Genomic DNA, 13,074 nt, shown 5'->3' on the forward strand with positions numbered 1-13,074 from the left:
AAATTAGTCTTTGAAAAAAATAATCAAATCGCTTATCTTAACAACCTAACTGACACATTTAACTTAACGGACAACTTTAATACTTAAATTTTTACTGCCTGTCAGATTAAATCTTGACTACTACAACAAGTCCAACAACAGGATAAAAATGTAGAAGTACTATCTTTAAATTACAACATGGATATAAAAGGGTTTGAGCAACTGCACGAAAAAAAGATTGTAGAAGATACAAGGCAAGTAGTCGGTAATGATAGATTTATGACTTTATCGATCAATGGGATTGGAACATCTTGTAATTTTAATAATCAATACAATAAATTAGCAGAAGATGCAGTAACTTGGTATACAAACAAGTATACAGGTGCATTTATAGATTTTAAAAAGGATCCAAAAGACAAAAGCTTTGTTAAGCAATTATATAACTTCCTATTGAAAAAGGATAAGCGGACACAAATAGAAAAAATCAAGGATCCAAAAGACAAAAGCTTTTTTATGCAGTTGGAAAAATTAGGAGAGGCTGCGCAAACACCTGAGCTTTGGAACAACCTGAAACAGATCACCTATATATCGGATAATCCCAATGCCACTACCTGCGCAAGTTATATTGCATGTAAAGCAATATTAGGTCAAGCTTATCCTACTACTTCTGTTTTATTTTCTTGTAAAAGTGGCAAGGACAGAACCGGTATAATGAGTTATCTAACGGATGCAATTAGTATTTGCATCTCTTTTCCACACTTGGATATAGATAAAGTCTATACAGCAATAGCCTCCACTGGACATTATCAATTGTTGGCTTCGATAAATGGAGGTATGCCAGGCAGATTTGGCATGAAACCTGTTCGGAACAATAAAAAATGTAACAAGTTTACGGAGCTACTCTTTCCTAGAACAGCAGGGTCAACAAAAATTTCGTTAGTTAGATAACGCGTTAGTAGCCCTATAGCCAAGTATAGATCAAAAAAGTGTACATCAAATGCTCTTACTTTTAAGCATTGAAAATCAATGAAATTGAATTAATAACTTGATATTCAATTAAATTATTATATTTATACTAGGTAGTGTCGTCAATTAGGTAATTAATATAACTGAAGTAACAAATTTAATTGCCTCGAAAAAGTATAGTCCTCTTTTACAGTAACGTGTACCAACCCCTCTAAATTGCTTTAATCTACAAAAGAATCTTTCAACTAAATTGCGATTTTTATAATAATGTTTGTCAAAATCACGCATTTCCTTTCTATTTGATCTAGGAGGGATAATAAAGCTTCAGCACACTGACTATCATGAACTTGACCACCTGTAAGCATCAACTCAACAGCATTACCGAATTCATCAGATAAACAATGTATCTTACTGGTTAATCCTCCTCGAGAACGACCTAACCATTCATCTGGAAATTCGTCTATTGTTTTTTTAGACGCCCCAGATGCATCCTGATGCGCCTTGATAAGACTGCTATCCATAGCCAAAAATTCCCTTTTATCACCATGGGATAATGTACGGAAAATAACGTCAAAAATACCCTTTTTTCACCAACGAGAAAATCGCCGATGGGTATTTTTACAGCAACCATATCGTTCCGACAGATCACGCCAAGGAGCACCTGTTTTAAACAACCAAAAAAGTCCATTTAGAAAAGTTCTATTGATTTTTGCATTTACGCCAACTGAACCATACCTACAAGGAAGTAAATGGGCTATCTTTTGAAATTGTGATTCACTCAATTCGTGACGTAGCATCTTGTTTGTCAATTTATTTACAGAAATAAAGAAATTTTATCCTTAATAAATATAACTTACTTGTAATTGACGATACTATCTAGAGTGGTCGAGGATGATGGTTTGATTGAGATTTATTTTTTAGGTATATTTGGAGGATATAATGTAGTTTTTTCTTTGGGCTTTATTGTAGGTTATGATAAAAGCGTTTGGCGCATATTTACTTTTTTTACGTGCGATGTTTGGCAATCCTATTCCATATCGCATGTTTTTGGCTCGGGTTTCAAAAGAATGTATTCAAATAGGGGTTGATTCTCTGTTTATTGTTTGTATTATTTCCATTTTTATGGGGGGCGCTACCTGTATTCAGTTGGCATCTCAATTAAAAAATCCACTGATCACAAAAGATTTTATAGGTGTGGCGGTGCGCAATATGACCGTTTCTGAATTAGCCCCAACAGTAATTGGTATTGTTTTTACGGGAAACATCGGTTCTAGTATAGCCAGTGAGCTGGGTTCTATGCGGATTAGTGAGCAAATAGATGCCTTAGAGATTATGGGTGTAAATGCCAATAATTATTTGGTTTTACCTAAAATTATTGCTACCGTCTTGATGTATCCATTGCTGGTGATTATTGCTATTTTCCTTTCTATTTATGGGGGTTTTCTCTCTTGTAAATGGCTTACTTCAATTCCTCCTCAAGCTTATATCAATGGGTTAAGAAATGCATTTGATGCATACGACGTCCATGTAGCACTTTATAAATCATTGGTCTATGCTTTTATTATCTCTTCTATTGCTTGTTATAAAGGATTTTTTACAAAGGGGGGGGCATTAGATGTAGGTAAATCCAGTACAAATGCAGTTACCAGTAGTTGTATTGCGATTCTGATCGCAGACTTATTTCTAGTGTATGTTTTACTTGGTCATCGTATCTAACTTGGTCACACTTGTATGATTACCTTTGAAAATATTTCTAAATCTTTTACTAACAAGGTGGTCCTAAATGGGCTCACGGGTACATTTAAAGCTGGGCAAATCAGTTTAGTAATAGGTGCCAGTGGAACTGGAAAAAGTCTGTTAATAAAATGTTTACTTGGATTGGTTATGCCAGATCAGGGCCTTTCTCTTTTTGATGGGCGGGATCTAGTATATGGTGATAAGCCACTGCAAACTGAAATAAGAAGGGAAATTGGTATGCTCTTTCAGGGAGGGGCTTTATTTGATTCTAAAAATATAGAGGAAAATATTCGCTTTCCATTAGATGTACTCACTGCTATGAGCGCATCAGAAAAGAAAGATCGTGTGCATGCATGTCTGGAACAAGTAGGCCTTACAGATGCCAAGCATAAGATGCCCAATGAATTAAGCGGGGGTATGAAAAAGCGCGCTGGTATTGCTAGAGCTATTGTGAACCATCCTAAATATCTCTTTTGTGATGAACCAAACTCAGGGCTAGACCCCCAAACCGCACTCAAAATAGATGAATTAATTGCCCAAGTAACCCATACCTATGAAACCACTACTGTAATTGTGACCCACGATATGAATACCATTTTATCTCTGGGTGATTTTATTTTGTTCCTGCACCAAGGCAAAAAATCATGGGAAGGTAGTTCTAAAGATATTTTACATACCACACTAAAGCCATTACAAGACTTTCTATTTGTTGGCAAGATGAAGGACCTGCTACTAACTAGTGATCGTTATAGTAGTCAAAATTTAATTTGACAGGCAGTAAAAAAACTATATATTTAAAGTGTGATAGGATTAAACTTAGGGTATATTAATAATTTAAGTGGTATGAATAAAATTTTACAGAACTATTTTTATAAAGTTAGTGTGCTATTTGCAGCTATATTATGTATTAATTTTACCAATAGAATAGTCTATTGTGCGCTATTATTTACTTTTTTAACACTTATTTTAAATGGTATTGCAAAGTACCATGGTAGCAAAAAGGCTACGTTAAGTATTGTATTATGTACGGCCACAACGCTTGGCTTACTATATAATAAACAATATTATATGGCTGGTAAACCTATTAGTGGACTTATAGTAGCCTCTTTATGCGCCATATTGATCGCTTCATATATTGGTTTGAGGCTTTTTATAAAGCTAGAGCTACGGTATGGTTTTGCACTAAGCAATAGTATCAGTTTAGCCATCTCTGCGCTTGTGGATCATCTATTGATGGGCTTATTTTTTATCCGGATATGGCGTATGCATAAGGTTTGGTCAGTCGTGTATAAAGAAACGGCTTATACCTATCTCTTTGCCGTATGTATATACTTAGTTTCGGTGGCCATTTTGTATGCCAAACCGGTTTATAGTAAAACAAAGCAACGGTTACGCTGGTTCAGCTGCAGCAGATAGGGTAACCACCCCGTTATAAGCAATAACCTGCTTTGGCCTTATGCTAAAGCCTAGTGGCCCTAAATGATTCTAAACAGAACCTTTTTTGTACAAGATACACACACGGTTAGTACCCATTTAATTGGCAAACTATTATGCTTCCATGGTTTTCAGGGGATTATTACTGAAACAGAGAGTTATGTTGGTGTAGATGATCCCGCTTGCCATGCGGCTAGAGGTATGACACAAAGAACTAAAATCATGTTTGGGCAAGCTGGTTTTAGTTATGTTTATTTTATATATGGCAAATATTATTGCTTAAATATTGTTACTGAAGCTTTAAATTTTCCAGCAGCTACGCTCATTAGAGGCATACAGCTGATCCATCCGCCCTATACTTATTTAAATGGTCCAGGCAAACTTTGCCAATACTTAGGTATTCATTTAGCCCATAATGCGATCGATGTAACGCTATCAAAAACATTATATATTAAAGATATAGGTTGTCAATTGGCTTATAAGGCAACACCTAGAATAGGGATCTCAAAAGGTTTAGATAAAATGTGGCGTTATGTTATTACGGACCAAGCTTCTATAACAGCTATGCTACCTAAGCTAGCCGATATGGCTGGCCTATAATGCTATATTACAACTTAATCATCTAGATTTTTAAATCTTTGGTAAAAAACCCAGGAAAAACTGATAGAAGCTCCCTTGCATCAAGGTAGTGCTCTACTTATCTAATAAAACTGATTATGCCTACAAAAAATCATCATATCATTCTACGTAGTCGAATTGAAGTGACCATTGATCAACATAGTCAAAATAGCATGCTCTATCATACCGTTCAGCAAACTATCCAGCAACGCATTATACCCATTTTATCCAAACTCTTTGCTAAATATGTGCCTAGTGATGTAGTCATCCATTTAGACAAGCTGGTTATAGATGTAGGTAGCGTACATCTATCTACCCTTGATAAACAACTCCCTTGTCAGGTAGAACAGGTGTTAATGCTTAAATTACAAGAACAGATGCGTAAGGTCATCCATAACCCTACTGCAGTCATCCCACTACCAGAGGCAAAACGGCAAGCTATAGCACACTATTTATCAGAAGGTCATTTGGCGTGGTGGATGGTCGAACGTTCTGAAAAACAAATTGAAAAAATATATCTAGAATTACTGAACCATACGCCTCTGCTTATAGAACAGCTTTGGTGTGATATGCATAAAAAAGAAAAAGCTGTCCAACGTTGTATGACATTTTTTGCTCGGTCTACTATAGAGCGTACCCTTTCCTACTTATTGAAACAGCCTATCGCTTACTTTAAGCTTATTCTAACTGAAATAGGGATGTTGTTACAACAAAAGAATATGGTAACCAACTTGTTAGATACGAAACAATTGTTTGCAACGACTCTATTGGGTATCATCAACCAACCAAGGGGCAAAGTAGACCGAATGGGTTTTTTGCGTATGCTCCTCAAGCAAGTCGCCCTACAAACCTCTACCAGTTACGAAAAAATACTAGAATCATTACATGTTTATTACGCACAAAATGAAAAAAAATCCTCATTTGATCCTACTACCAAAGCATTGGTCCTACAGTTACGTGACCTAGTGGTAACACCACTAAAATTCGGGTACCAAAATGTCAAAAATAAGGAGCAAATAGTAAAAGAATTGGACAAAATAGCCAATAATGGCATGGTCCTCTATCAACTATCAGCCGCTATAGGTAGCATGAATCATACAATGGACCGAGCGGGTATACGACCTCTAGTAAAAAGTTGGCTGCAGGAAGCAAAAAATAGGGAAAAGTTGGTTCAAAACTTACCTGATAGGCTCTTTGTTGCCTGCTTAGCCTCTATAGATCCTTCTATTGTAGGTATATTTTCTGATTGTATGCAAATCGCAACGGCCACTACTGCTGCCCCCACACCTGCTTCTGCCGTTAAAGCCATTACTTTAGCCTATTGTGCCTTTGAACATTCTCAAACATTTTATCTTGAAGAGATGCAAGCGTTGTTTAGGACATATATGGCCAATGGCGTAATCAACCCGCAACAATGCGCCACATTGCTGACTACTCAAACCTATAACCCAGCTATAAAAGCCATAATGGCCCCATTAGTCTCCACAACGGCCTTTGCATCAGATGTGCCCAAAACGGCCACACGCCTTCAGCCTGTCATACCTGATGCAACGGATAACAAGGTGCCCATGCAGTCGCCTATCATACAGCACAACTTGGCAACATCCATTCCCCTTTCAACAGAGTGGCTAACTAAACTCGAAACCCTGCTGATTGCATTCCTTGAGACTACTGAATGCCCAATACACATCGATCAGCTCCAAAATATTTTTATTACAGCAGCGGTGGATGCGCCATCTACTAGGCAATATATAGGACGTGTGATAGGCTATCTAGCGCCTTATACTCCTTTCTCTGCTGATGCATTATGTGACCGGCTATCTGATATGGCAGAACAGAAAGCCTATCCAGATCTAGCAGCATGTTTGGCACGTGTGTCACCTAACGTAAACCAAGAGGCCTATATAGTGCAAACCTATAGTACATCAAAACCGGTTGACGCATCGCAAACCAAGCAGCACACCACTCATTTAGATAGTACCCATAACCATCCACTGTCAGATGTAATGGAATTTCTTGTTTATAATGTATTGCCAAATGATCAGTTGGTGCCAGCCTACTTCATAGCTAAGTGTTTGGGACGTGCCACACCCAAACAGATAAGAGATCAATTAGCACCTTGGTGCCAAGAAGCAACCATTTTAAACAAGCTCATGCAACATGCTACAGAGATCACTTTATCCAAACTATTGCAGGCTTTTGTCCCTTGTTCCCATCAGATGCTGGATAGCCTAGAAAGGGTCATGATGCAAGTGTTTCAGCCCACCCAGCAGCAGGGCCATATCCGTTCCATTAAAGCAATTTTTATTACTGCCGCGATTAGAGACACCCCACCAGAAAAACAATATATCGAGCGCATCATATTCCATCTTAGCGCACAGACTGCATCTCCTCCAACCCGCTTATGTGATGCGTTAATCGATGCAGCCAGACAGGAAACCGATTATCAGCTGGTAGAAATTTTTTCCTTCCTCAAAGCGAAGTTAACGCCATTAAAACTAACTAAAATAGATGAAGTGGATCTTATGTTTCTACCTACACATGAAAGATTGGACGAAACCCTTTTACCGCTTTACTATAGTAGGATACTACCAGCTATTAAAGATATGGTAGGCGAATCTGTTGAGCTATCTCCCTCCATCATCGACCAATTGGTTGCACAACACGTACCCAACCTACCATTACAGGAAACAATGCGCATCACCCTCTACAAGCAGATTGCCGATGTGATACGAAGCAAAAAAAAAAGGGTTGCAGAAAGATGGTACCTCTTTTTGCATACGGGTATGCTTGGAAATTATAGAGATACAACAACCTTGTTAAGTGATGTGTTCACGCATCTTCCTACTTTTTCTTTAGCCCAAGATAAAGCACATGTGCGGCAACGCCTTATCGCAAATTTTACCCATACGCAACTGATGCAATTGGTTCAAAGACATAGTGCAATAGGTAAAACGCTAGCAACCTTTATACAAGGGAGCTATCAATGGTGGTGTGCCACACAAGGTGCACTAGGCGAGCAAAATATGACTAAAAATTTATTTTGGGATGGTGTGTTAAAAACACTACCTCAAAGATCTATTGCACCAGATGATTGGCTTACGCACCTTACTACTGAATTGAGTAACGTACTGGAAGTCACACCAACTACCCTACTAGCAACTTTTCAACTGCTCGATACCAAGGAGATACCAGAAGCGTTAACTGCTTCATTGAACAGACTACAAGCAAAATATAGTCAAGTGTTCCAACAACAAGCTAGGCAGCGTGGCTACCACGCACCTATTTTAACCAAACTTTATCTACTGCTTAATGGCAGCTTATCTCTTTTTGCCCAGCAGTATGATCTAGCAATAGATCAATTAGGCGATGAATTGGTTCAATTTATGGCAGACCAACCACTTGAATTACCAAAACTTTTAGCAGATCAGAACAATCATCCATTAACAGCCAGACGTATAGTCCACTACTTTAACCAGGAAGTAACTACAAAAATTATAGCCTGTTTGGCAAAAGAAAACGCTCCATTTGTCATGCACTACCTAGCTCTTTTAAGCCATCCATTGCCAGATACAACCATACCCTTCCATCATCCATCCACATGGAAAAATGAACTCCAAATTTCTATTATGCATTATTTGATTACAAAAAAGTCATTTTCAGCCCAAGAGTTTGTACACACTACCTTGCTGACCACGTGCTATGCCAAAGCAGCCATTTATAAAATCATTACCTCAATTGTTGCTACAAAAGCTACGCACCAGGAAGCAGATCAGCTGATCACCTTACTTAAACCACTGGTTAAGCGCATGCACCCATCCCAGTCAGCTTTAGTCCATCAGCCATTAGAAGAAGCGCCCCTAAAAACATCACCCCCCAAAGTTAGTCTACCAGAAGCATCGGTTCAGGTATATACAAAAAATACAGGCTTGGTATTTCTATGGCCCTTTTTGTATGATTTTTTCAAGTTAAACAATCTTATGGTTGGCAACCAATTTTTCTGTGACCAAGCAGCCCATAATGCAGTTTATCTCTTACAATATCTGGTTACAGGTAAGTTAAAGAGTCCCGAATGGCAGCTTACCCTTCCTAAACTACTTTGTGGATTATCCTATGATGAAGTATTGCTACCCTATAAGCCTATAGATCAAACGGAGGATATAGATGATCCAGTCGAAGAAAAGAACACTACGTCAGACCAACAGCCCCAAGCGTCCGAAGAGGAGACTACATCAAAAAGAGAAACAGAAACATCCATATCTAGTAACACGATGGCAATCCTAGCAGCCAACAGCCACCTGCTTATGGAAAAAGTCCTAAAGCGCTGGGAAAGTGTAACAAAACTGCAAGAAACTGATGCATTTCAAAATGCTACCCTTGAAAGGATATTAAAAGATTATTTCTTGAATAGATTAGGTATTTTAACCAGCCACCAGGCTGATGACACTACAGAAAAAAAATTTTGGCATTTAACGATGATGCATCAGGACCACGATACAGGTGATTTACTGCCTCCTTGGTTTATGAATAAGCTTAAATTACCTTGGATGCAAGAAGAAATTATTTTATTTTGGATACCTGGGTAGTACCAAGCCATATAGTAATTGTATAATGATATATTATTCATAATGTGTATTATTTATAATATCATCTATCCTATGTACTACTTATTAGGCAAAGGTTAATTTATTTCATACATGATTCATATGTTACATATACATTTACGCTATTTATCATTTTCATTATCATTTATTTATATCCTATGCGGAGGGGGATGTTCCCGGTGTACGCAGGCTCCTATTCCATCTATTTCAGATAGTCAAGATTCTGCGCTTCCTAATAAGCCAGTGGTTGCGCTCTCTTCTTGTAGGCCACTAGGCAGTCTCAGTTGTATGGGGGGAACTAAGACAGATTGGTTCTTTCGGTTTAAGGGGCATATCTTTAATGTAGCACCTGCATCAAAAGGCCAGGTAGCCTTCATAGGGTCTGTAGGCAGTGCTACATGCGATGAACGTGGCACCTTCCAGGAGCTATTATCTTTAGTAAAAAGTGCTATAGATGCTAAAAATGAGGTTAAAAAGTTTATATGGCTGGATGAGAATCGTTTTATCTATTGGAATAAAATCAATAAAGTTGGTATGGGTTCAACAGAATGGACAGTTCAAGCAGAAGAGGAGATCTACAAAAAATTAACCTCAAAAAAGTATACGATGCATATGGTATATCTACCAAGTGGTGGATCTGACCAAGATTATGTAGTTTCTACTACTCCCTTCCAAATGGATCGCAGAGAAACACAGCCATTGTTACCAAATTATCGAGGTATCGGCCTGGAAGCTATGGCTGCTATTGAAAACCAGGGAACCAATGGTACAGGTTGGTTCTTAAAAGGTGGGCTGACTAATTTTTACCCAAAAGATGAAAAAGTAGGTTTCCTATTAGTTAAAGAAGGGGTCAACCCTTATCATTTGGTGCAGCAAATCATAACTTCTGGAGATGAATGGCCTACTCAAGTTACATCATTTAATGATGAGATGATTGTTATTCCAGGTAGATTAAGGAGAATGGATCCTCCGATAATAGGTACATTGTGCAACAGCCAATCCCCTATTCAAGGGGGTAAGTTTAAGATACTTTGTTATTTGATTCAAGGTCCGCACTATTATTTGAGTCAAATGGGACATATCCTATCTAATGTTACAGAAAGCCCATTGGTTCAAGAAAGTGTCCCGCCTTCTATTACTTTTACGGGTAATAGTCATAGTTTAAAAGTATTGGATTTAAAGCTTTATCGTGAACAAGCATCAGGTCAGGTTCGAGATGTAAAATTATCTGATTGTACCATTGAGTATGCCGTTAATGATCAAGTAACCGCATTACCTCCAGACGCAGTAGTAGCTTTATTCTTTTTACAAAAAGGTACGATTTGGAGAACTGCTCAGCTGGAATCTTTATTTGAAGCATCATCTACATCCAATAGCAACACTAGTATGACAGATGATCGCACGATCTGTCTTGTAACAGACGTACGGAAACCACTCGATCCATCTTGCATCGATTTTTTTAGTCATGGAAAAGATTATGAATATATGACTTGTGTATTTTTAGATCATAAGCTTAAGTTTTACAGACAAAGAGAACCATTAAGTATAGAAGTACATGAAGTAAACCAAACGAAGCTACCAAAACTGGAATTAAAAGAAACAGCAAAGCCAAATAATCCAAAGATAACTTTAGACAATACAGAAGCGCATGTTACCATCACCAAAACTGGGCTTTTTAAGCCAGATGATGTTTCTTATAAACTTCCTATTGTTCATCTAGCACCTAGTGGGTTTGATCTACATGCGTATAGGCATCGAGGTTTTATAGTATTTATAGACGATACAAATATAAAGGAGGATATAAACAAGTATATAACTAAACATAGTGAGAAGAACCTATATGAAATCAAGAAGGAGGAGAAGTACGTATTAATCTTTAAAGATGATGTTAAGCAAGAGACGCTAGAGAATTATTTACATCTTCTATACCAAGCGGTTAAGTCTCGTAAGCCTAAGGAGAAGGTATCTGTTAAGTGTGACAACGTATATATTAGCTATTGGATGCAATATAAAAATGAGCTTATATGGAGTGAGCGGGTACCTATAAATATGACTGTCGTACCAAAGAAATGAAAGTATCCTTTCAGAGGTGTGGTTTTTAGGCAATAATATTGTATCTGTTCACGATACTGGTTCATAATGAATTGTATCCCACTTTTTTCTTGATAAAAAGTATCTATTCACGTTACTGATTAATAAGGCATTTTTATTTTACTTTTTTCTTGATAAAAAAGTAAAATAAAATCAAGCCCTCGGCAAAAAGTCACTAAAAGTGTCATCATACAGATGGAAAAACAGAAAGCGCCCCCTGTGAGGGGCTTTAAAGGAAACTGTTTTTCCACATCATCTATAAGATGCCACTTTCTAGACCGCGACTTTTTACAGGGGCAGTTTTTTTGACGCAAAAAACCATCGCGCTGAACACATACGAAGATTTATGACGCGTGGAAAACGGGTATTGGCTGTATAGAAGGTTAGGGAGTGGTTTCTTCTAGTAAATAGGTTATAATTGGTTTATTGACCAATGCTGGGTGTACAACAAATCCTTTAACAGAATGGCCACTTTTGACCGTAGATTGTGGATCTTTGGTGATCAATGGATGCCAGTCAGGTAATGCTCTTTTTTCTTTAACCAATCGGTAGGCACAACTTTTAGGTAACCAGGTGATCGTTTGCACATTGGTAGGATTTAATTTAATGCAATCATCTACATAGCGAAACCGTTCTTTATAGTTGGAGCATTGGCAGGTGCGCGTATTGAGTAGCCGGCAACAAATCTTTGTGGTATGCAATTGCTGGGTTGCTGCTTCTTGTATTTTAAGCAAGCAACACTTACCACAACCATCACATAAAGACTCCCATTGTGAAGGTGTCATTTTGTCCAGCGGTGTATCCATCCAAAAAGGTTGTTTTTTATCGGTTGTATCCATGGGATTTTAATGGAAAATTATAAATCATTGTAGCTTAGTTTGTTGTATTTTTCGTACGTGAACAGATACAATAGGATAGACATAGAAAGCTACATACCTACTGCTTCATGACTGATATATATTGCAATCTTTGCAACAGTACAAAAATTTATTGTGATATACAAAATTTTTCATCTATTTGAGGTGCTCCGATCTACACTTGTTACCCTAACAACAATTGCTTATAGACTCCTTCTTTCGCCAGGAGACTGGCATGGGTACCCTCTTCTACTATTTTTCCTTGTTCCAATACAATAATTCTATCCGCATCACAAATGGTAGTTAGCCTATGGGCTACTACAACAGAGGTCTTACCTTTAAGCAACGCACCTCTCTGTAGGTTACCTTCAGCAACCATGTCTAAAGCGGAAGTGGCTTCATCTAATACTAAGATAGGTGGATTCCCTAATAGCGCTCTAGCCATACAAATGCGTTGCCTTTGCCCTCCAGAAAGCTTGCTTCCATTGTCTCCAATAATGGTATGGTAGGCTTCAGGTAATGCCATAATAAAATCATGCGCACAAGCTATCTGGGCAGCTTGTAGGACTGATTTCTTATTGAACCCTGGTCTATTCAAGAGAATGTTATTATAGATTGTATCGTTAAATACAATAGATTCCTGCGTCACCACACCCATTAAATGTAGTAGTCAAGATTTAATCTGACAGGCAGTAAAAATTTAAGTATTAAAGTTGTCCGTTAAGTTAAATGTGTCAGTTAGGTTGTTAAGATAAGCGATTTGATTATTTTTTTCAAAGACTAATTTT

Annotated in this window: 11 protein-coding genes; 7 read left to right on the forward strand and 4 right to left on the reverse strand. The window is 37.7% G+C overall.

What is annotated here, in order from left to right; all coding sequences use genetic code 11:
* Positions 1 to 177: 177 nt before the first annotated feature.
* Entirely contained in the window at positions 178 to 927 is a 750-nt protein-coding gene (locus tag NLX65_RS03750; protein ID WP_260537335.1) for a tyrosine-protein phosphatase, read from the forward strand.
* Positions 928 to 1,190: 263 nt separating this feature from the next.
* On the opposite strand, the gene NLX65_RS03755 is transcribed toward NLX65_RS03750, so the two are convergent.
* Complete coding sequence (locus NLX65_RS03755; protein ID WP_260537338.1) at positions 1,191 to 1,472, reverse strand: transposase; 282 nt, start codon at positions 1,470 to 1,472, stop codon at positions 1,191 to 1,193.
* Positions 1,473 to 1,532: 60 nt separating this feature from the next.
* Complete coding sequence (locus tag NLX65_RS03760; protein ID WP_260537340.1) at positions 1,533 to 1,742, reverse strand: transposase; 210 nt, start codon at positions 1,740 to 1,742, stop codon at positions 1,533 to 1,535.
* Positions 1,743 to 1,917: 175 nt separating this feature from the next.
* Between NLX65_RS03760 and NLX65_RS03765 the strand changes: the two genes are divergently transcribed.
* From NLX65_RS03765 to NLX65_RS03790, 6 genes are all read left to right on the forward strand, one after another.
* A complete protein-coding gene (locus NLX65_RS03765; protein WP_260537342.1) occupies positions 1,918 to 2,661 on the forward strand; it encodes an MlaE family ABC transporter permease in 744 nt (247 codons plus the stop codon).
* Positions 2,662 to 2,676: 15 nt separating this feature from the next.
* A complete protein-coding gene (locus NLX65_RS03770) occupies positions 2,677 to 3,453 on the forward strand; it encodes an ABC transporter ATP-binding protein (protein ID WP_260537344.1) in 777 nt (258 codons plus the stop codon).
* A gap of 72 nt (positions 3,454 to 3,525) precedes the next feature.
* The gene (locus tag NLX65_RS03775) at positions 3,526 to 4,098 is read left to right on the forward strand and encodes a hypothetical protein (protein ID WP_260537346.1); all 573 of its coding nucleotides are present in this window, start codon (positions 3,526 to 3,528) and stop codon (positions 4,096 to 4,098) included.
* A gap of 63 nt (positions 4,099 to 4,161) precedes the next feature.
* On the forward strand, positions 4,162 to 4,716 hold the full coding sequence (locus NLX65_RS03780; protein ID WP_260537348.1) for a DNA-3-methyladenine glycosylase: 555 nt from the start codon (positions 4,162 to 4,164) through the stop codon (positions 4,714 to 4,716).
* Positions 4,717 to 4,832: 116 nt separating this feature from the next.
* Positions 4,833 to 9,320, forward strand: a complete 4,488-nt coding sequence (locus tag NLX65_RS03785; RefSeq protein ID WP_260537350.1) for a contractile injection system tape measure protein — start codon at positions 4,833 to 4,835, stop codon at positions 9,318 to 9,320.
* A gap of 120 nt (positions 9,321 to 9,440) precedes the next feature.
* Positions 9,441 to 11,411, forward strand: coding sequence for a hypothetical protein (locus NLX65_RS03790; RefSeq protein ID WP_260537352.1), 1,971 nt, complete (start codon positions 9,441 to 9,443; stop codon positions 11,409 to 11,411).
* Between the two features lie 401 nt (positions 11,412 to 11,812).
* Here NLX65_RS03790 and NLX65_RS03795 read toward each other — a convergent pair whose 3' ends face one another.
* Both NLX65_RS03795 and NLX65_RS03800 read right to left on the reverse strand, forming a co-directional pair.
* Positions 11,813 to 12,268, reverse strand: coding sequence for a YcgN family cysteine cluster protein (locus NLX65_RS03795; protein ID WP_260537354.1), 456 nt, complete (start codon positions 12,266 to 12,268; stop codon positions 11,813 to 11,815).
* Between the two features lie 202 nt (positions 12,269 to 12,470).
* Positions 12,471 to 12,938, reverse strand: a complete 468-nt coding sequence (locus NLX65_RS03800) for an ATP-binding cassette domain-containing protein (RefSeq protein ID WP_260537356.1) — start codon at positions 12,936 to 12,938, stop codon at positions 12,471 to 12,473.
* Between the last annotated feature and the right edge of the window lie 136 nt (positions 12,939 to 13,074).

The organism is Candidatus Cardinium sp. TP (assembly GCF_025215055.1).
Taxonomy (GTDB): Bacteria; Bacteroidota; Bacteroidia; order Cytophagales; family Amoebophilaceae; genus Cardinium.